The organism is Dorea sp. D27 (genome assembly GCF_001185345.1).
Classification (GTDB): Bacteria; Bacillota; Clostridia; order Lachnospirales; family Lachnospiraceae; genus Extibacter.
The window spans coordinates 22,693-43,093 of sequence record NZ_KQ236747.1 but is presented as its reverse complement, the minus strand read 5'-3'; the positions used below and the strand labels follow the sequence as shown (position 1 = coordinate 43,093).

General features: G+C 46.4%; 22 protein-coding genes, 1 tRNA gene and 1 pseudogene. 6 read left to right on the top strand and 18 right to left on the bottom strand.

The window, feature by feature from the left end:
- Positions 1 to 84 precede the first annotated feature (84 nt).
- From HMPREF0980_RS16005 to grdG, 3 genes are all read right to left on the bottom strand, one after another.
- Positions 85 to 158, bottom strand: a tRNA-Arg gene (locus HMPREF0980_RS16005).
- A 94-nt stretch (positions 159 to 252) separates the two neighbouring features.
- The gene (grdF, locus tag HMPREF0980_RS15995) at positions 253 to 1,563 is read right to left on the bottom strand and encodes a sarcosine reductase complex component B subunit beta (protein WP_084002896.1); all 1,311 of its coding nucleotides are present in this window, start codon (positions 1,561 to 1,563) and stop codon (positions 253 to 255) included.
- Between the two features lie 17 nt (positions 1,564 to 1,580).
- Positions 1,581 to 2,864, bottom strand: coding sequence for a sarcosine reductase complex component B subunit alpha (gene grdG, locus HMPREF0980_RS15990; protein WP_049730074.1), 1,284 nt, complete (start codon positions 2,862 to 2,864; stop codon positions 1,581 to 1,583).
- A 267-nt stretch (positions 2,865 to 3,131) separates the two neighbouring features.
- Here grdG and HMPREF0980_RS15985 point away from each other — a divergent pair, with 267 nt between their 5' ends.
- Positions 3,132 to 3,989 (top strand): pyridoxamine kinase, encoded by an 858-nt coding sequence (locus HMPREF0980_RS15985; RefSeq protein WP_049730073.1) that lies wholly within the window; start codon positions 3,132 to 3,134, stop codon positions 3,987 to 3,989.
- A 154-nt stretch (positions 3,990 to 4,143) separates the two neighbouring features.
- Here HMPREF0980_RS15985 and HMPREF0980_RS15980 read toward each other — a convergent pair whose 3' ends face one another.
- On the bottom strand, positions 4,144 to 4,353 hold the full coding sequence (locus HMPREF0980_RS15980) for a cold-shock protein (protein ID WP_049730072.1): 210 nt from the start codon (positions 4,351 to 4,353) through the stop codon (positions 4,144 to 4,146).
- Between the two features lie 274 nt (positions 4,354 to 4,627).
- On the opposite strand from HMPREF0980_RS15980, the gene HMPREF0980_RS15975 reads away from it, so the two are divergent.
- A complete protein-coding gene (locus tag HMPREF0980_RS15975) occupies positions 4,628 to 5,161 on the top strand; it encodes a TIGR04002 family protein (RefSeq protein WP_049730071.1) in 534 nt (177 codons plus the stop codon).
- 36 nt (positions 5,162 to 5,197) lie between these two features.
- Complete coding sequence (locus HMPREF0980_RS15970; RefSeq protein WP_049730070.1) at positions 5,198 to 5,794, top strand: TIGR04100 family radical SAM protein; 597 nt, start codon at positions 5,198 to 5,200, stop codon at positions 5,792 to 5,794.
- Between the two features lie 45 nt (positions 5,795 to 5,839).
- On the opposite strand, the gene HMPREF0980_RS15965 is transcribed toward HMPREF0980_RS15970, so the two are convergent.
- On the bottom strand, positions 5,840 to 8,317 hold the full coding sequence (locus tag HMPREF0980_RS15965; RefSeq protein WP_242847430.1) for a hybrid sensor histidine kinase/response regulator: 2,478 nt from the start codon (positions 8,315 to 8,317) through the stop codon (positions 5,840 to 5,842).
- Positions 8,318 to 8,575: 258 nt separating this feature from the next.
- Between HMPREF0980_RS15965 and HMPREF0980_RS15960 the strand changes: the two genes are divergently transcribed.
- The 3 genes from HMPREF0980_RS15960 (at position 8,576) to HMPREF0980_RS15950 (ending at position 11,996) form a co-directional block, all read left to right on the top strand.
- On the top strand, positions 8,576 to 10,015 hold the full coding sequence (locus HMPREF0980_RS15960; RefSeq protein WP_049730069.1) for a GntR family transcriptional regulator: 1,440 nt from the start codon (positions 8,576 to 8,578) through the stop codon (positions 10,013 to 10,015).
- Between the two features lie 126 nt (positions 10,016 to 10,141).
- Positions 10,142 to 10,348, top strand: a complete 207-nt coding sequence (locus HMPREF0980_RS15955; protein WP_049730068.1) for a hypothetical protein — start codon at positions 10,142 to 10,144, stop codon at positions 10,346 to 10,348.
- Between the two features lie 142 nt (positions 10,349 to 10,490).
- Positions 10,491 to 11,996 carry a hypothetical protein gene (locus tag HMPREF0980_RS15950; RefSeq protein ID WP_049730067.1) on the top strand — a complete coding sequence of 502 codons (1,506 nt, stop codon included), beginning with the start codon at positions 10,491 to 10,493 and terminating at the stop codon, positions 11,994 to 11,996.
- Positions 11,997 to 12,003: 7 nt separating this feature from the next.
- Here HMPREF0980_RS15950 and HMPREF0980_RS19030 read toward each other — a convergent pair whose 3' ends face one another.
- From HMPREF0980_RS19030 to HMPREF0980_RS19205, 13 genes and pseudogenes are all read right to left on the bottom strand, one after another.
- The gene (locus HMPREF0980_RS19030) at positions 12,004 to 12,168 is read right to left on the bottom strand and encodes a hypothetical protein (protein ID WP_157039377.1); all 165 of its coding nucleotides are present in this window, start codon (positions 12,166 to 12,168) and stop codon (positions 12,004 to 12,006) included.
- Between the two features lie 153 nt (positions 12,169 to 12,321).
- The gene (locus HMPREF0980_RS15945; RefSeq protein WP_049730066.1) at positions 12,322 to 12,807 is read right to left on the bottom strand and encodes a hypothetical protein; all 486 of its coding nucleotides are present in this window, start codon (positions 12,805 to 12,807) and stop codon (positions 12,322 to 12,324) included.
- 99 nt (positions 12,808 to 12,906) lie between these two features.
- Positions 12,907 to 13,365 carry a hypothetical protein gene (locus HMPREF0980_RS15940; RefSeq protein WP_049730065.1) on the bottom strand — a complete coding sequence of 153 codons (459 nt, stop codon included), beginning with the start codon at positions 13,363 to 13,365 and terminating at the stop codon, positions 12,907 to 12,909.
- Positions 13,366 to 13,525: 160 nt separating this feature from the next.
- Positions 13,526 to 13,850 (bottom strand): annotated as a pseudogene (locus HMPREF0980_RS19970) (hypothetical protein); the annotation flags it as partial.
- Positions 13,851 to 13,946: 96 nt separating this feature from the next.
- On the bottom strand, positions 13,947 to 15,230 hold the full coding sequence (locus HMPREF0980_RS15930; RefSeq protein ID WP_049730063.1) for an MFS transporter: 1,284 nt from the start codon (positions 15,228 to 15,230) through the stop codon (positions 13,947 to 13,949).
- Between the two features lie 195 nt (positions 15,231 to 15,425).
- A complete protein-coding gene (locus HMPREF0980_RS18760; protein ID WP_084002892.1) occupies positions 15,426 to 15,521 on the bottom strand; it encodes a GNAT family N-acetyltransferase in 96 nt (31 codons plus the stop codon).
- A 257-nt stretch (positions 15,522 to 15,778) separates the two neighbouring features.
- Positions 15,779 to 16,879 (bottom strand): sortase B protein-sorting domain-containing protein, encoded by a 1,101-nt coding sequence (locus HMPREF0980_RS15920; RefSeq protein ID WP_049730061.1) that lies wholly within the window; start codon positions 16,877 to 16,879, stop codon positions 15,779 to 15,781.
- A gap of 6 nt (positions 16,880 to 16,885) precedes the next feature.
- The gene (locus HMPREF0980_RS15915; protein WP_049730060.1) at positions 16,886 to 17,326 is read right to left on the bottom strand and encodes a hypothetical protein; all 441 of its coding nucleotides are present in this window, start codon (positions 17,324 to 17,326) and stop codon (positions 16,886 to 16,888) included.
- A 107-nt stretch (positions 17,327 to 17,433) separates the two neighbouring features.
- Positions 17,434 to 18,678, bottom strand: coding sequence for a hypothetical protein (locus HMPREF0980_RS15910; RefSeq protein ID WP_049730059.1), 1,245 nt, complete (start codon positions 18,676 to 18,678; stop codon positions 17,434 to 17,436).
- A gap of 32 nt (positions 18,679 to 18,710) precedes the next feature.
- Positions 18,711 to 19,262 (bottom strand): hypothetical protein, encoded by a 552-nt coding sequence (locus HMPREF0980_RS15905; RefSeq protein WP_207643613.1) that lies wholly within the window; start codon positions 19,260 to 19,262, stop codon positions 18,711 to 18,713.
- Positions 19,262 to 19,615 carry a hypothetical protein gene (locus tag HMPREF0980_RS15900; protein ID WP_049730057.1) on the bottom strand — a complete coding sequence of 118 codons (354 nt, stop codon included), beginning with the start codon at positions 19,613 to 19,615 and terminating at the stop codon, positions 19,262 to 19,264. The genes HMPREF0980_RS15905 and HMPREF0980_RS15900 overlap by 1 nt, the downstream gene beginning before the upstream one ends.
- Positions 19,616 to 19,636: 21 nt before the next feature.
- A complete protein-coding gene (locus tag HMPREF0980_RS15895; protein ID WP_242847429.1) occupies positions 19,637 to 20,095 on the bottom strand; it encodes a hypothetical protein in 459 nt (152 codons plus the stop codon).
- 98 nt (positions 20,096 to 20,193) lie between these two features.
- A partial coding sequence (locus HMPREF0980_RS19205; protein ID WP_198146317.1) for a hypothetical protein occupies positions 20,194 to 20,401 on the bottom strand: 208 nt, incomplete at its 5' end.

Below are 20,401 nucleotides of genomic sequence, written 5' to 3'. Positions count from 1 at the left end.
ATTTGACTCATGTTTTAAGACGGTCTCTTATCCGCACACGGCAAAAAGCCTTTGCAGACTTGCGTCATACAAAGGCTTTTCCAGCGTGGGCGAGAGGATTCGAACCCCCGACCTTTTGGTCCGTAGCCAAACGCTCTATCCAGCTGAGCTACGCCCACATATTATATACATTGCTCGTTTGCAACGTATATAATATTAACGCATCCGGCATGTTTTGTCAATATGCCTGCCTTATTTTTTAGTTATTCGGTGCTATTTCTCAAATACCGTCTGTTCCTCCACCGGCGTCATCAATGCTTTCAGCGCCAGCTCCACAAGCTCTCGCCTGATTTTCTTGCTCTTATCTTCCCCCAGGTTAGGATCCCCGAGCGGATATGGGATTCCAACCGCGGGCACGATCCTGTTCGCCCCGATCGTCAGTGAGATTGGAACGACAGTAGCGATATGCACGACAGGGATACCCGCGCGTTCAATCTCTTTTACCATCGTTGCACCGCAACGCGTACAAGTACCTCATGTAGAAGTCAGGATGACAGCCCCGATATTGTCATCGAGCAGCTTCTTTACAAAGTCCCTGCCGAATCCCCTGGCATTCCCAGTCGATGTCCCTGTCCCTGTAGTCGTGATAAAATAATCGGCCAGCCCGCCGATAACGCCCTCGCTTTCCATCTCACGCAGTACGTCGAGCGGAACGACCAGGTCCGGGTCTTCTGTGACAAATGCCCTGTCATATCCTCCGTGAATCGTCATGAAGTCTGCCTTATCCATGTGATCCATCCCTTTGATGCTGTAGATACCATATTTGGTGGCACTGGAGGATTCTATATGGTCTGGATTGCCTTGTGGAACGATTCCGCCTGAAGTGACTACAGCTATCTTAACTTTACTTACGTCATCAACAGGAGGAAGCGGAGGCACACGGTCAAAGACCGGCATCGGATACTCTGTCGTGCATTCCTCGCCCCGCATCTTTCTGACAAGCAAATCTACCGCTCTTTCCGAACCTCTCTTTTCATGAAAGTAATTTACACGTATTCCCCTCTCCAGATAACCTTCTTCTTCCGGTCCCAGAATCTCCCCGCCCTTAGCCAGCTTCTCTCCTGCTGCAGCCATCTTCCTGACTGCCTGGCGCATTCCGGCGGCTGAATTCTTCGTCTTTATGATGATAAGATCTCTGCGAAACATATCGGCGCCTGGATTCTCCTCATACATGCCGGTCAGCACCGGTATATGGAATTGTTCTTCGACCGCTCTGGCTATCGTGCCGCAGGCAACCCCGTATCTTCCTGCATTAAATGCAGGACCGGCAATGAACAGCTGAGGACCGTACGGTCTGATCAATTTGAGAATCCTTTCTGTTGCCTCTTCCATATGTTCGCCAAAGTAGTTGTCTCCACAAATGACGGTAGCTGCTATCTCGTATTCCTCTCCAAAGGCTTCTGCAAGTGCAAGACCTGGTCCCACGGCGCCTTCCCGGAGTTCAGGCGCCATGCCTGCCGCCTCTTCTCCGCCCGCCCCGGCAAAAAAATTATTGATATAGTGGACAATAATAGTCTTAGACATCCAGCATTCCTCCCTTCCTAATAAGTTCGAGCGGCCAGATGGTTATAGCCGTTTGCAATCGTGGACGCTATGATAATCTGCAGCTCTGCGTCGATGCTCCCGTCCGGCTTCAGGCTGCCTTCGTAACCGCCAATCATGGTCTCAACATACTCCAGCGTGCCTATCACTTTGTCCATCGGCGGAAAATGGATGATGACGTTCCCCTGTCCGCAAGATACGACCGTCTCCGCCTCCGGTACCGCATCGGCCAGAGACTGCGATTTACCGTCCCGGCCCGGAAATTCATCTGTGATGAGAACGACCTTTGCCCCGGCCATCGTAGCTTTCTTGCAGTTCATCATCAAATCCGTATCCGGGTTGCCGTATCCTTCTTCGGTGATGATTACACCGTCAAGGCCGAGGAAGCCCACCAGCTTTCCAACCATATCAGAACAGCGTTCCTTATCCGCCAGAAAGACATTCTCATTCGTAAGTATGACACCTATAAAGTTAAGATCCTTTCCGTGTCTCTTATACAGATCCTCGATTACCGGATTATTCAGATGATGGAACGTCGTCACTTTATCACACGGCGCCACACAGTTGCCGCTCACGATTGCCCCGTCCATAATTTCCGTAGGGTACATGAAGGTCGGTATAAATTTTTTGGCATCCACTCCATAATAATATGTATCATGCAGAAGTCCCTGTGACTGAAGCATATGGATATAGCCTACCCGGGGGAGGTCAGGATATTCGGCAATCTGCTCCAAATACGGTTTCGTCTCATACGCGACGACTTCATCCGGAGTAATGTCTCTTGCCGCCTCCCCGATATAGGCAGCCACCTTGAGACCTGCGAGGCGCCCGGCGGTCTCATGCTCATGCGCGTCAATTCCGTCTTTGGCATGGAAGATGACACAGACATTGTTCGTCTTTGAAAACGGCGTATATCGCGCCGCCTCGCCGGACATGTCTATGATTCCTTCCTGAAAGCCGACTATCCTTCCAGACGTCACGACTGCCGCTCCCACGAGAGCGTGTGTCCTGCCTTCTCCCACCTGCTTTACCTTGCTTATGATTCCAGGGAAGAGGCCGCCGCCATCCACTTTCACGCGAGGCTCGATCACATCTTTGATCGGCGCGATACGAACAGACTCCCCCGGCCTTGCAAGTTCCACCTCGGCAGACACAAGCCTGTCGTCCTGAAGTACCAGATCGAGAATCTCCTGTCTGCATATGTAGAGGATGCCATTTTCTGCATAGGTCCGTTCTGCAAACTGAACATCATGAATGAATATTTTTCCCAGTTCCAGTTTCACTTATTTCCCTCCTTTTCATGTGGAAACATTAAGAATAATGCTCCCTTTCATTATGAATAAACTGTCGATTTTCTTATATTTTAATAATAGTCTAAAAAATAACGCATTGCAATACTTTTCCTTTATATTGGATATTTTTCTATTATGTAAAACCAAAATAAAAATACAGACTTTTCAAATATTGCCGGTTAGTGGTAGAATGACTTCATGGCATACAGCAGAAGCCGTGCCATAATGAAAGAATAAATCGATAAGAAGGGTAATATTATGACGAAAAAAATAGCAATTATCAATGATCTGTCCGGATTCGGCCGCTGCTCTCTTACCGCCGCAATCTCCGTTATTGCTGCCATGGGGGTACAGCCCTGCCCGCTGCCAACCGCTGTCCTAAGCGCACAGACAGGCTACCCGAGCTATTACTGCGACGACTATACCGATAAGATGGAATACTTCCGCCTTGAGTGGAAGAAGATGGGCGCCCTTTTTGACGGTATATATACAGGCTTTGTAGCAAGCGAACGGCAGATTCAGCATATCTTTGAGTTCATAGAGACATTCTACAGAGCGGGGACTTTTCTTATCGTGGACCCTGTTATGGGAGACAACGGCAATACATATGCCATGTTTACAGAAGAACTCCTCAGACAGATGCGGAGTCTGACGCTTAAGGCGGATATCATCACGCCTAATCTCACCGAGCTGTGTCTGCTTGCAGATACGGACTATCACATGCTGTCACAGATAAACGACTGCGGCCGTCTTACTGAATCTATCGGCAGAATCGGCAGAGAGCTGTGCAAAGAAGGACCGGAGAAGATAATCGTCACCGGCATCCGTCACCATGATGAAAAAGGTACTGAAATGATGGGAAACCTTTTTATCACGGAAAAGGATTGCAGCCTCTCTTCATTTCCTTACATCGGAGGCAGTTATTCAGGCACCGGCGACCTGTTCGCCTCATGTCTGGCGGCAGGCGTCACAAGGGGGGATTCCATACCATCTATCATGAATATGGCGGGGGAATTTCTGGAACTGGCCCTTGCAGATTCAGTAAAAGAACAAGTCCCCCGAAACGACGGGGTCAATTACGAAAAATACCTCCCCATGCTGTTCAGACAGGCCTAAATTATTCTATATGATAAAAACAGCCTGCACTTCCGTGGAAGTGCAGGCCATAATCCTCTAAATTATCAAAAATACAAATATTCAAATGAAAGTATAATTCTTCTGCTCTGAAACATATTTCTTAATAATTCTTATCCTGGACTTAAATTAAAGACTAAGCTGTGCAGACGTTAACTGCTTTCAGCTTGCTGCTGTCTTTCGGGTCTGTCTCTGTATCGAACGTCACTTTCTGTCCTTCTTCCAGAGTCTTGAATCCGTTAGAAACAATCGCTGAAAAATGTACGAATACATCTCCGCCCTGGTCATCTGTAATAAATCCAAATCCTTTTTGTGAGTTAAACCACTTAACTGTACCGCTGTTCATTGTCAGTACCTCCATTTAATAATATTTGTATCTGAGATAATAAAAAAAGTACCTTATCTTGTAAATCATCCTGAAACGACTTACAAACATAGGTACGATTCAAATCTCATTGATTACTTTTACACTTTAACACATATTTGATAAAAAGTAAAGGGTTATTTGTACTTTTTTCTTCTAAGCAAACTGGCTTGCTCAAATATATCATATCTGGACTTTTCAATCCATCCACTTTGGTGTTATCATTATCAGCAAATATGGAAAGGACCGATGGAATATGAAACAATATGGACAACACGGAAAACAAGTTCCGCTTCTTACCGTAACCGGGCTTTTTGCCGCCATGATTGTCATCATGACAGCTTACATTTTCCACATACCTTACGGTACGAACGGAGGCTATATACATTTTGGAGACGCCCTCATATACATTGCGGCCGTCCTGCTGCCAAGACCTTATGCTCTGGCCGCTGCCGCTATCGGGGGAGGGCTTGCGGATATGCTCACCGCTCCCATGTGGGCACCGGCCACAATCGTCATAAAGATGTTGATTGTCCTTCCTTTTACAAGCCGTAAGGGACGTATGCTCAGTCCGAGAAATGCAGCCGCTCCATTTATCGCGGGACTCATATCTGCCGCAGGCTACTATCTGGCCGAGGGAATACTGTTTGGCTCCTTCCTGTCCCCGATAGCATCCCTCACCGGAAGCGCCATACAGTCAGGGGGAAGTGCCGTCATCTTTTTGGCAGCAGCTGCGGCACTCGACAAGATACACATCAAGAACCGCACCAACCAGCTGCTGTTCCTGTAATTGAACGAAAATGACATAGAAGAAGGAGAGAGTAAGATGGCTGATATATTATATACGTACAAACATCAGGTATACGCCAATATCACGAACAAATGCGACTGCCGCTGCACGTTCTGCATACGCAGCCATGAAGATTCGGTAGGCGATGCAGAGACACTCTGGCATAAGACAGACCCCACGCTGGAAGAGATTACGGATGCCATGGATGCCTTTGACTTTTCCGGCTTTGAAGAGCTTGTCTACTGCGGCTATGGTGAACCGACCTGTGCGCTTGACAACCTCATCGCCTCGGCAAAATATGCCAGACAAAAATATGGGGTGCGTATCCGTGTCAACACAAACGGACTTGCCAACCTATACCACCAAAGGGATATCATTCCTCTGCTTTCCGAAGCTGTAGACGCAGTATCGATTAGTCTAAATGCTCCCACAGCGGAAGCGTATGACAAAGTGACACGGCCTCAGTTCGAAGGCGCTTTTGATGCCCTGCTTCAGTTTGCGTCCGGATGCAGAGAGCACATAGAAGATGTGAGGCTCACTATCGTAGACGTCCTCCCAGCGGACGAAATCGAAGCCTGCCAGAGGCTGGCTGATTCTCTTGGTGTCACATTAAGAATCCGCAAATATGCGTGAATTAGGAATGCTGCCCGGAAATCGTATAGACTCCCGGGCAGATGGCTATTGACCGATACATGTTTCAATCGTTGCCAATAATTTTTCCATATCTATCGGTTTTGGCACGTGGGCATTCATTCCCGCATTCTGTGCTTTTCCGATGTCTGCTACAAAGGCATTCGCCGTCAGGGCGATAATCGGAACAGAAGCCGCGTCTTTACGGGGCATCGCCCGAATCGCGGCAGTGGCTTCATATCCATCCATGACCGGCATCTGTATGTCCATTAACACCGCCGTGTAATATCCTGCTTCCGATTTGCGGAACATCTCCGCTGCAAGCGCCCCGTTCTCTGCAGAATCGACAGCTATTCCCCTCATTTCAAGCAGTTCCTCCGCAATTTCCCTGTTGATTTCATTATCCTCAGCCAGGAGCAGACGTTTGCCGCAAAGTATGCTCTGTTCCTCTTCTGGCTTTAACTTTTCCGCTTTTTTATTCTTCTTTACGCAAAACATCTTTAAAACATGCAGAACCTTAGACTGAAACAGCGGCTTTGTTATAAAGGCGTCAGCCCCTGCCTGTATGAATTCCTCTTCGACACCGGAGTAGTCATATGCAGATATGATGATAATGGGAATATTCTTATCTACCTGTTTCCGAATGGCCTTTAATGTATCCAGGCCGTCCATCCCAGGCATCTGCCAGTCAAGTATGACTGCAAAGAAATCGTCCGCCCGCTTTTCCGCCTCTACGATACGGCGTACCGCCTCAGCTCCTGATGATACCCAGTATCCTTTCATTCCCAGTTCATTCAGCATGACGGCCGCACTCTCGCATACGATCTGGTCGTCATCCACAATAAGCACCGGAAGGCCGAGCAGCTCTTCCTTACTCTCCTCCTCTTCGTTCAGCAGCTGAAGAGGGAGCGAGACCGTAAAGCAGCTTCCCTCGCCGAGCCTGCTCTTTACGTCAATCGTACCATTCATCATGGAGACTATATTCTCTGTAATCGACATTCCAAGCCCCGTACCCTGTGTCTTCCCATCCCGGACCCCCTCAGCCCGTGTAAATGGTTCAAACAGATGGGGCAGATAGTCCTCAGACATGCCAATCCCAGTATCTCTAAATATGAACTCATACCAGCCTTTTCCAGGGATAAGAGAAGGAAGTTCGTTAATTTCCATGCTGATTCTTCCCCCTTCAGGCGTATATTTCATTGCATTAGAAAGCAAATTAGCAAATACCTGACTTAAGCGGTCTCCGTCCGCGACTACCTTCTCATGCCGCACCTGCCCGACTATGACATGGAACTCCTGCTGCTTCTCTTCCATCAATGTCCGGAACATATCGCATGTGTTCTGGATGAGCTCCGGCAGTTCCACGTATTGCGGCGTCAGATCAATCCTGCCGCTTTCTATCTTGGACATGTCCAGCACTTCACTAATCAGGCTCAGCAGATGGCGGCTCGCCACTTTGATCTTCTTCAGGCAGTCTTCCACTTTTTCCTTCGATTCCAGATTTGCTTCCGCGATAGCGGTCATTCCAATCACCGCGTTCATAGGCGTACGGATATCATGCGATATGGCAGACAGGAAATCCGTCTTTGCAGAATTGGCCGACTTAAGCGACTGGTATGCGTCCTCCAGAGCCACATGCTGCCTTTCTTGTTCTATGCGGTCTTCCGTAATGTCTATCCCCACGCTGTATATGGATGGTATGCCGTCCCAGCTGTCCTCGCCGCTTATATAGCTGAATGTGACCGTCAGTATCTTCTCTTCCCCGCCGGGAGGAGTGACGACCACTTCCATGACCGAACTCTGCCCGGTCTCCGTCAGACCATCCAGCGTCTCTTTGATGCGCTGAAGCTCATCTTCTTTTACGTATGCAGGGGCGGAAACTTCTGTAATCTTACGATTATCCTCCTCACAGCCGAGCAGCTTGGAGAAGCCTGCTCCATGCCACAAGACGGTCTTATAATCTCTGGCATCCAGCCTGCAGAATACTCCTGGTATCGTACCGACAATCGTCTCGCGCTCCTGGTCTTTCTTTGCCAGCTTATATTCCGTGCTCAGCATATCGCAGCTTAATTCTATCCGTGCGCGCCGTCCGTTCCACTCGATGATCCGGTTCTTAATCATAAAGGTACGGCCCAATGCCTTGTTATCAAATTCCCATTCGTAAAATTTGTCCTTGCTCAGATATGGATTCGTACAGAACGGACACGGTTCGCTCCTATCCTGAATCACCTCATAACATTTTCTTCCAAGGATCTTTTCCTTCGGAGTCTGAAGCGTTGTACAGGCAACCTGGTTCACATAAAGCAGCTCATAAGTCTCCATATCACAGATGTAGATGTTACCGGCGTATTCCTCCATCATCCAATCAAAGTATTGTGTTTTCTCCTCTTGCGGACGGCAGGCAGCATCAATGTCGGTTGTGGCAGGCACGACGGCCGGACCTTCTCCCTCGCTCCCTTTTGCCACGTCGACCGGCATCGTCTTCTCTCCTGCTGCCTCATCTTTAATAAAATTCTCGTTCTTCATAACTCGTAGCCAGGGCATACATTCCTTTTCCCTGCCGCCCCGGGGACTCCTTTCTCGTCTTTGGTAACCTGCCGGACGCCTGCACTCCAGTGGAACAACACCTTGTCCACATCCGACTTTATCTTATTGATTATAGCAAAATACAATGCGTATGGCAACCCGCGGTGATAAAGGAACTGCTTAATTATAGATTTGGCTGTAAAATAGTGTTACAATAAATATAGGTTGAATGATAAAAAATGGTCGGAGGAATAATGTTTGGAAAATGAATCAAGCCTTCAGTTTGTTATATATGATATTCTCAAGACGCAGATAGAATTCGGAACTTACCGGTGCGGCGACCGTCTGCCTAAGATAGAGGATACGTGCAGCCTTCTTATGGTCTCGCTGGATACGGCCCGGTCTGCCTACCGCCGACTTCAGAAAGAAGGCTATGTCACGCTGTCGAAAAACAAAGGTTCTATAGTCAAGGCAGATTATCAGGAGAGAGCGGTGGAACAGCATATCCAGACTTTTTTTGCCAAACGCAAAGATGCCTTTTTGGACTTGCTCCCTAGTATGCCCATACTGTTCGGCAACATCCAGCTGGCGGCATGGAAGAAGGTGACCCAGGATAAAATAGACCGTCTGGAAGAACTGATTGCGGCACGGCAGGTCCATCCGTCCTACCTCATCATGCAGTATCTGAACCTGATATATGGTTCACTGGACAATCCGCTTCTGATGCGTCTCATCCACAAGATATGCATCCATTATATGATACCATTTTTCAGTCTGAAAGATTACCGCTCCTATATAGATGCAGAAACGGACGCTGTCTCCTTTAGAGCGGAACTATGCCGCAGGAAAGACTGGGCCGCCCTTTACACCGCGTCAATGGACTTTATAGATACGTACGCCACAGCCGTCCAGCACTTCTACGAAAGCAGGATTACAGGCACTCTTCCAAGCCAGCAGGCTGCATTTACATGGAGCAGCTATAAAAAGGCCTCTCAAATCTGCTACAGCCTCGCCCTTGAACTTATGACCACGATGGGACGAGGCGGTTACACGGCGGGAGATTATCTGCCTTCTATCAGCAGGCTCGCCGAGGAAAAGCAAGTATCAGTCAGTACGGTGCGCCGGACGCTCGCGCTGCTGAACAGCATCGGTATGACAAGGTCCGTCAATGGTATCGGCACCCAGATACTGCGGGTGGATCAGATCGAGGCGTACTGCGGATGGACGGAGCCCCAGGTAAGGCAACGCTTGTCAGACTTTGCATATAGTCTGCAGATTATCCTCCTTTCCTGCCGGGACGCAGCAGCGGCAGCCTTCTCTTCCACGGATGGAGAAGGTATCCGTTCCTTTATAAACCAGCTTGATATGTTCAAGAACATCGGAAGACCGGACCTGGTTACCTCCTATTCACTTAAGTTTATCGCACAGGCCGCACCATATAAGACGATAAGGACCGTGTACCGGGAACTGTTCCAGCAGCTGCTCTGGGGATATCCTATGAGATGCAAATTAGGAAACCAGGACGCAATCAACTCCTATTATCTCCCCTATCTTGATGATATGGCCGTTTGCCTGGAAAATTTTGATGCTGAAGGTTATGCCATCATACTAGAAGAACTGCTTCAACATCAGGCAGAGGTTATATCGGATGCGTTTATGGAACTGGAATTTGCCGAAGCCTGCACTCCTCTCACATAATCCGGTCAAGATTTATTGATTTTGAAACATAGATAAGGTATAATGTGAACAGGGTGTACGGTAAGTACACTTTAGATTTTATAGGCTGAAGACCCACGAATCAACACGCTGGCGGAGGTGATTCCTATGGATGAGATGGAAAGGGCAATACAGAGAGCATTCATAAAAGAAGCAAAACAGATGGAACGGGAAATGAGCCGTACAGCATATGGTACGCCGTCCATAAGGGTCATGGATAGAATGCGTAAGGCTGTAGGCAGAGATATCGAGGAATATGAGCACAGAAGGGCCGGCAGATCTCCCGGCTATAAAGTACAGAATAAGAAGAGCTGACGCACAAGCTGATTGTGCGCAGCTCTTTTTCGTTACAAGATTTGCATCCATTCTTTTCAAGCTGTTAAGGTTATCACTTATGTAAGGTCTGCGGCTGACGATATTCATAGTAAGAGACCATCGAGATGAGGAGATGATGCACATGGATATACAAGGCCTTCCCTATTCCGCCAGCGAACAGCCGGACAGCAATCTGACGTCTGTGGCTGATATTGCAGCCGATATAAGCAGCCGGCAGTCGAAGGCTGAAATGGAGTTTATTGAAAACGCAGAAAATTCATGTACAAAGGCCACGGAGAGAAATGATTCGGCCGACATCTCAAGAGAAAGTAAGGCCAGGGGGACAGAAGAAGCAGACACAGCAAGAGACATTGCACGGCTTTTAGAAAAGTTAAGCGTATGGCAGGCATATCCTGGCACTTCTCCTGAAAAGGAGCTGGCCCGGCTGAAAGAGCTCTATACCGATATCCTCAGGCATGTTATCCAGCTTAAGGGAAGCGAAGAACAGAAAAGGCTGCTCTGCCTTCTGGAAACATATCTGTTGGAAAACATGGAGAAGCTGACGCAGAAGCATTTCAATACCCTTGACAGCCTCTTTCAACGATTTGGGGAAAGGCAGCATCGAATCATTCTATTTAACAGTCTGTTTAAGTCCTCCGCGGGACGGACTCTGCCATCTGACAAGGTCATGCGTTTTTTGGCAAAGGAGCACTCTTCTTTTACAGGCGGATTCAATGGGAAAGAGACAGCTTCGAAAAATGTGCGTGAAGGAATCGTGTACTTCAGAAACCCCTCCGAAAAGGAAACGCCTTACAGTAGGGCGTTCAGCGGTAAAAAATTATTAGAATCGGACTATTGGCAAAGTGTACGGGCAGAGCCTCTGGAAAATGCAGAGGGTCCTGTCTCGAGAGACCTGTTCTCAGAAAACAAGTCAAGCCTTAATATTTTATACCGGACAGAGGATCTAAAGATTGCGGAAAAGTTTCTGACAGAGCTTCTCGGTAAAGGAAATCTGCTGAGCCATCCTGAGATATCAGCATGCAACAGCCAGATGAAAGGGTTTCTGGCTGCAGCTACCTGGCTGAAGACAGATACCTTCCTGTATGCGTCCGGCATACAGAAAGGATTGGCAGACAGCATTTCGCAGACTGTCGACAAGATGCTGCTCGTGTATATGAACAGCGTTGCAGGACCCGGTCATTCTGCTTCTCTGGCAGATCTGCCTGGAGCCGTCGTCCCGCGGAAAGAAAGTTGTGGAACTATAGTCTCTGATATATACTGCCGTCTCAGAGCCATATGCCTAAAAGAGCAGAATGCCGGGAGCGCCCTAACAGCGGCTTTAAAGTATGCATATGCACAATTTGTGAAGCAGAATGATAACGGAGGGTTCTTTTTTGAACACCCTGGCACGGAAAAAAATGAATGCAGGAGGGGCTATCTGCTTCTCAGGAAAGACTGGAAGCAGTTTGTCGACGAACTGCCGGTTCCCTTAAGGACGAGGCGGGAGCTGGAGGAATCCTTTAACAGCCCCTGGGGCAGTTACGTGTCGCCCCTTAATCCGCTTTATAATCCTAAGGCCGCTCATCCTGCCATCCTTGGCGGCGTCATTACTGCCGGGATTATTATTGCCCTGTGCCTGTTTACATAAGCACACCCTACAGCTGATCCCACCGGGCTTTGATTTCCTCCCTTTCCTTTTCTTTTTCCTGTTCCTTCTGTCCCTTCTTTCGATAAACGGAATCTATAATCTCCAATGCAATCAGCAAGATTCCGTTTATCCCGATAATGATGGGTATCGTTATCGCAATCATGTTGGCCATAGCTATTCCTCCTATATGCCTGAAGCAAATGTTTTCTTGTGTTAACAGACACTATAGCACGAAGCGTTTGTGATTTATAGGGAGGGAAAGCATAAAATTAAACCAATTCAAGCTCTCACCATCCTAAATATATAAGGAGGTGAAGCACTTTCGCTATGAAGCCGACTTCCGCGCAGCAACCTCTGCACAGACCAGCCCAGCTATATGCTCCGCTGATTCATCTGTCAGCAGGAAGAACATTCCGTCATTACGGCATTTTTTATGTGTATCGCCATTCAAGGTGTAAACAAAACCTTTCACGCAAGTATCGCTGCAGGCATTAGGCTCCATAAGTCTCTTGCAGTCACGAGCAGAAGTCATTTTCTTCTGCATATCAGCAGGCAGAGATGCGATAGTATCCTCGTACTTTTTAGCATTGTCCCCGTAAATCCGTGCCAAAATGCCTGACTTGCGAAATACCCAGTTCATTACCGTTTTCTTCTCTAACCGGTATGAAGCGGTATAGCCACTTTTTGCTTCTTTGATTACGAGGTCACAGCCTTGTTCCACAAGTTTGTTATTAAGTCTTTCGACAAACGCTTGCTGCTCCGGCGCGACCGCCGCTAGAAACTCTTTAAATGAACCCTTCTCTTTTTCCATTATCTTTTCCTCCCACAATATCTGTTTACGATGGTTTTATGGTTATCATAACGACAGGCGGCTGTGTAATTATCCTATAAGATGAAACGGATATAACCATCAGGCACGATTGGCATATAAGTCAAAATCAGCATACCAATTGCCGTCCTCTTTTACTGTCACATCCTGCCAATGAAAATAATCGTCTGAAATTTCTGCAAAAACCCATTTTCTTCTTTCATCCTCGATGTTAGTAAGAACTATCTTATCGTCTTGCTTCCTTGCCTCAAACCTCATGATTTTTCCTGTATAGCAATATGCGACGTCCCAAGCGTGCGTTCCAGGATTGTAGACACGAATCGTTGTTCCGTATTCAAAACCAGGCAAGACAATGACATCCTGCACTGCCATTCCCTCAAGAATCCACGAAAAATGCCACTCGTCTTTTATGGCATGGGAACTACTATTGTCTACATAATCTATTTTCCAGCTGCCAATCAGTTTTTCGAAATAGTCAAACTCTTCAGGCAGTGCTTTATGTTTTTCTTCACTTGCCAGAGCTTCAAAGAAATGTTTCATATGCTGAATCCTCCTATAACTGCTTTCTGTGCACCGTAACCTATTAATTATTTAACCACACCAATTAAAGCATTGTCTATCCATATCGAGCCGTTCCTGTTGTATATACTTCGTTAAATTGAGGGCTCTTAATAGGCGCTTTTTCAGTTTCCATGGCCTTAATTTCCTTGTTTAGAAACTGACCCTGCCGGGCATCCAGCGCGTACCCTTCTTCCGATGTCTCAAGGTTGTTCACGATATTCACGACCGGCCGGACCCTGATCTCCTTTTTCACCTTTTGGACCCTGGATTCCCTGTGAGCCAGCTACACCCGGGTCGCCTTTTGGACCGGTGGCCGGCACCAGCGTGTCAGTTTCTCCTATATGCCAATTGCCGTTTGCTCCGATATGCGGGGTGATTCCGTCGTCCCCTCTTGCTTTGACTCCTGTATCATATCCATTAATGTACCAGTTACCGTTTTCACCAATGTAGATTTCCGGTATCATCAAAAACTTTAAACATTAGCATGTATTTATTAGAATCAATCAAATTTCCCAATTTTTTGACCTCTATTTACTTCAATTTTCATCCCACTGCAAGGATTAATTATATATTCCCGTCTCATTTTGATTCCCCTTATAAAAAATGAGGCTAAACAAGGTTCCTAATATTCCAGTACATAAAAACATTACAGCCATTCCACTGCCTGCCCCCTCACCTACTAACATTTTCAAGAACCTTGTAAGCGGAATATCCAGTGTCATAAATGGCTCAAATACACAGTCAGCTAAAAAACCACCTAGCAAAATGCCTATAGGAATCGTACTAAACTGTATGGCATTTCTCACAGAAAAAATTCTTCCTTGCATATCCTTAGGGATGTTCTGATACAAGATCTCCATCTGTCCTGCATAAATAAACGGAATAGGAAAACTAGCCATCAATCCAGCAACGGACCATACAAAACCATTCCTACCGATACCCATAATGATATCACCAAACATAAAAGATAACATTGCTGATATATATATCATCTTCACACTGTTTGCTTTCACTCTTCCAGTTGATACTACAATACCACCTAACACTCCACCAACACCCATTATTGCATTCACAGTTCCTAGTATTAAGGAATTATTTGAACTTCTCATAAGTATCATCGGAGACAAAATATTCTCATAAGTCAATCTTGAGAAGAAATTAAGCAACGCCATCGTTATTATTATGATTAAAATGCCATGATTAAGCTTAAGAAATAAAAAACCTTCTTTACACCCACTAAACACAGCTTTCCTGTTTGTTTTCTTTATGATATCCTCAGGAATTTTCAGCACAGACAATAATACTAAAAGTGCAAATAAAAAGCTGATCAAATCAACTACTATTATTAGTCCCAGACTTCCGAATCCAAATAAAGCAGCTGCACATATGGGTGACATGACAGCCACCAGATTACTTGAGAAAGAATTCATTCCGCTTACCTGTGTAATTTTATCCCGCGGCACAACTTTCCCAAGTACAACAGAAGAAGCAGGTCCTTGAAACGCATTCGTCAAACCAATAATAATATTCACCAGATAAATGTGCCAAATCTGTAATTCATTTACTGTACTCAACACTAGTACGGACAATGAGCATATGGCAGCAATACTATCCGCTGCCAGCATAATTTTCTTCTTGCTATGAGTATCAACAAATGTCCCAGAAAATAAACTGATAATTATGTATGGTACATAATTAAAGAAAGTCATCAGTGATACCGTCATGGCTGTTCCATTCTGTGTATATGCCCACAATATAAGCGAAAAGCTCGTCATAGAGCTCCCAAATTGCGATATAGCCTGACTAAGCCAAAATATTATGTATCTATTATAATTGTTATTCATTGAATTTATCTCCTTATAGTTGTTTGAATAGTCCTATAAGTGCAAAATCCAATGTGGACGATTATCAAATCATCTCTGTACAAGTATCGTCCAGTCACCAGACCTTGCACAGAGCATAGCGCTTAAATCTATTATCATATGACACAACATTTTATCATTCCTCTCTTCAAAACTAAAAAATAAGGGAATCATTTTTTATTGCATTTTAACTGCTTCCGTCATTATTCCTTTTCCCCAATATTCTTCTGCTATATAATAACCTAGCTCAGCCGTCGATTTATGTATTACCATCTCACAAATTAATTTGCTTAACTACTATACAGTATAATCTATTTTTATAAAGCATACAAGCAAAAAGGTAAGCGAGACTTTCACATCGTGCTTTTCTAAAACTTGGGATTTCATCATACAGTGTTCAAGCTTACGGAAGTATAAGTCCCGCAGGATTGTAAGTCCCGTCCCCCCAATCACCTCTGACAGAACGATTGGGGAGCTCTTTTTTGTCAACGATAGGGCATCCTACCGCCACATGGATGTAATGGCATACCCTAATCGTTTCTTTCTTTCATATGTTTCTTCCTTTTCTTCCCTATAAGTACGCCGATACATCCGGCAGAAATCATACCCAATACTGCAAACAAGCCTATCCGGCTGCTGTCACCCGTCTTTACATTCCCTTTATCTTTTACACTATCTTTTGCGCTATCCTTTGGCTTATCCGCATCTGCCGCCGTGCTTTGCATATGGCTGTCTTCTTCCGTCATAACCGTAGCGTCCCGCAGAGTAACCTGCACATCTCCTGCCGGTTTTCCTGAAATCGTGACCACATTTCCATTCTGTGTGATATGCAGACCATTCAGTCCTGCGGCGGAATCTTTATAGCCGGCGGGGAAGTAATAACCCTTCTCGGCTTCTCCTGTAATCTCTGCAATTGTACCGGTTACATTCGTCTGCACACTATTTGTAACCGTCATATTTTCCCCTGCATTGATTGTGACATTGTGCCCGGTTCTTTCGGTTGCCTCAGCGGCATATGTCTTTCTTTCATCCGTATTACTTTTCTCCAGCCATACCTTACAGTTCGCAAAGCTTTCCAATCTCATCCAGCCCATATCACTTGCAGAGACAGAAGTTGTACCGCTGACCTTTTTTGCCCATGCGCCCTCACTGTTCTGTACGACCAGATACGTATCTTCCGGAACATCTGTCAGCGCTACACTTTGCTTGTCAAAAGACACCTCTGCAGAACCAAGTGTATCAGAACTGTATCGCAGCGTCATTGCGTCATTCCTCCCTAACCGTCCGTCAGATGTTGCCGCCGGCGCAGCAGATGAAAAGATGACAGAAGACGGGTTCAGTTCAAACGCTGGCACCACGGCACGGGCGTGGCTCACATTGTCGATGTCCGTCTTCACGCCCGGAAGCGCCACCAACGCATAGTCACTGCTGTTCGTTATAACACTGCCAGCAACGGGTTTCATATACGGCGAGCGCAGCCAAAAAACATGCTTTCCCCAATAACGTTTATCTACACGCAGACCGTCATTTAAACTGTCAGAACTGTTTGCGCCGACTATTATAAATTTGTCGATGTTAACACGTAAAAGGCCATAGGCAAGGTACAGCTTGTCCGTCGTTGAATAAACCACCCCATTTTATATATCCTCCGTATAAACGACAGTGGGATTCATGAGAACTCGTTCTGCTTCTGTAAAATAAGAGGTTTCCAAGCTTTGCAGCGTAGAGCGAAGCGGACTGGCTTTGTAATAATTGGGATATCCCTCATCTGAGACACCTGGCGCAAACGGTTGGTCATCCTCCGTCAGCGGACTTGCCGCAAACAATGTAAGGTTATCGTTCTGGCTTCCCGCAATCCACCACTGCTGGTCATTCTTTCCATAATACACTTTTACCGTATTTTTACCGTCCTGACTGTCCGTCTTGAAATCCTTTAACTGCTCCACTGTCGCAAACTGACTGCTGTCCGGTAATTCTGCCGCATACACGTTGGTACAAAACTGCAAAGATACCGTGATGATCATTGCCGCTGCCAGCAGAAGCGCGGACGTTTTCTTTCTTATATTTCTTAGTTTCAAGCGTTTCTTCCTCCTCCCTGCATTCCATTTCCTTTTCAAAGTACAAATGCTCCCTATACATGTCAGCATTTTTCTATACCGCTTCTCTGGCGTTTCATCGCCGCGCCCTATTTCATAGCATCACCGCTATGATATTGGTCATTTTGAACAACTTCTGCCTCAAACATAAGGTTCCCCTTGAGTGTTACAGCCTGACCGATGTTTAATCCGGAAGGGTCATCCAGAACAATCTCCCCTTTTGCAATACTCTCATCAGGTTCAGAGAAGTTCCGAAATCGAACGAATTCCTCATGTGGATTGACCGCTGTTTTTTGTCCGGCAGCATCGGATTGATATACGCTATAGCCAAGCTGCATTCTATTCCCGGCGCCGTCATCGCCTGAAAGTTCAAATTCACCGCTGCTTCCGCCGTCCCCATGTACTTTGACAGATAAATTATAAAGTCCAGACTCCAAGTCCTTTACATCAGCAATGCTTATCTGAAAAGGAATCCTGCGCCGTATCGTATCTGACGTATAAATCACACCGCTATTCCCGGACTTTATTGTCTGTGGGATAATCAAAGTATAACGGGGAGGGTCCACAAGTGACACAGAAACCGCAGCCATGGCTTCTGCTTTGCCATCAGCATCGGAATCCGTATCAGAAGTACCATTGTTAGAAACAAGAATAAGCGGCTGCTCCTCTGATCTATCACCGGGCACTCCCACTGTTTCCATATTCTGCTGTTTGGCCGATGTTATTTCTGTCTCAAACTCAAAATAGAGTTCTCCACCAAGATTCATAGTACCATGGACCTGAAGGCTGGAAGGGTCATCCAGAACAATCTCCCCTTTTGCAGTCCTCCTGTTCGGATCAAGGGGGGACAAACGAGCGAATTCCTCACCCGGCTTTATCGCTATTTTCTGTCCGGCAGCATCGAATTTACATACGCTGTAGGCAAGCTCATTCTTCACACCACTGCCTCCAGTATCATACAGTATAAATTGATCATTAGTTATCCCCCCTGATCCACGAACCCGGACCGATATATTATAGGGCATAGTCTCACCGCCGCGTGGCTTTACACTAATCTGAAAGGGAATTCTGCGGCCTAAGGTATCAAACTGATAGATCATGCCGTTATTTCCAGCTTTTATGTACTGGGGAACTGTTACAGTATAACTGGCTGTCACAGGAACAGGGTCCCCGAGAAGTTCTGTACCGGCCTCTGCCTCTTCACCGGTGTCTTCCCTTGTTTCAGTATTCTGTTCTTCTGACTGTTTTGTTCCGCCTTCCGTTTCCTTCGCAAGGACAGGCAGTGCGGACAGCAGGAAGCACAGCAGCACCATCACTAATATTCCTTTTTTCATAATATAGTAATCTCCTTGTATGTTGACTTGAATCAGGGTTCAGAAGGCGGTATAAGTTCCCCGGAAAATATCAGCCGTCCTTCGTATTTTCCAATTTTATCCAGACTGTCCGGTGCGCTCAAGATGACTCTGCCCTTCTGTGGCCGGTCATTCTGCTGAAAGGTTGCAAATCTTTTATGGGCCGGAATCTCAATGCCGCCCTCCTTTTCAATCGTGTAAGCTAAGTCCTCTCCGCCCGATTTATTTCTCAGGCCATATTCCCCATTGTTGTTATCGCCGCTGACAAATACCTGCACACGGTAACCCTGCTCTATTGCCTCCTGTTCCATTCCTGTAACATAGATTTGAAAGTCTTTCGTGTATGTTCTCCCTTTTTCCCAATGCGCATCTGTAAACTTCAATTCCGAAGGAATAACTAACGTATAGTTTACAGGCTTGAGTGTGACTTCTACTGAACTCCCTCCGCCTGCTGCTGCGTTCTTATCATCGGCAGGTATCCGATTGTCCTCCGCCTTTACAACAGCCGGATTTGCTGATAACAGCATAAAGAGCCCCAGGCACAGAGTGAATAGTTTCTTACGCATCATTCTTCCCCCCATCCTCTTTTCTCAGCATTATCTTCGGTAAATCTTTGCGGCCCGGTTTTCAACGCGGCGAATCGCATTTTTAAACAAGTGGTAATAAGAAACAGCCCTGCTAAGAAAAAGATGGCTGCCCAGATGGCTGCCGGCAATAGACTGTCCCCCGTGGGAGGTGCCGCCTTATCTTCCTGGGCCGTACCTTTTTCTTCCTGGCCGGTATCCGTATCCGGTGGTAAGAAATTAATGGATACTGTTGTCTCTCCCCCCTGTTCTTTGGAAGCCCGTACATCTTCTCTGCAGCACATCGCAAGCATCATCACTGCAAGTGCCATAAATATGAATCGTTTCCCTTTCATCTCACCATTCCTTTCGTATCGTTATTGTACCGTCAGTTTTGTCTGGATAACCGCTCCGTTCATGGCTGTGTTATCACTCAGGCTCTGCGTAGTGTATACGATTGTGGCTTTGTATACACCTGGGGCCGGTATCGTATCAAGTTTTGGTGTCTCTATGCCTGTCCCCGGCTTAAACATCTCCGACTGATAGACAGTCTCTCCGGTTTCTTCCAGTATCAAGTCTATCTGAAAATAGCAGGGATTTCCCTTCGGATTCTCAAAATATACTTGAATCACCCCGCTCTCGTGATCTGCTGTCAGCTGTGGATAACCAGGAATCTGAATTCCATCTGGAATATCTTCTTCGGTACAGGTATCCTCTGCAGCAGTCTGCCCGGACTGTGGTTCATCCCCATTCCTGTCATTCTGCCAGATAATATAGCCGGATAGCATAACCAGCAGCAGGACCAGGACTGCGATAATCCTATCTTTTTTACTCATCCTATCCATCTCCCTCCTCCTTTGACACACGCAAAAAGCACCATTACACCTAAAATCAAGATGCAATAGTGCTTATGGATATACTTTTATGACTTTGATTATACACCAAAAAGGACAGACTCTGTCTGTCTGTCTGTCTGTCTGTCTGTCTGTCTGTCTGTCTGTCTGTCTGTCTGTCTGTCTGTCTGTCTGTCTGTCTGTCTGTCTGTCTGTCTGTCTGTCTGTCTGTCTGTCTGTCTGTCTGTCTGTCTGTCTGTCTGTCTGTCTGTCTGTCTGTCTGTCTGTCTGTCTGTCTGTCTGTCTGTC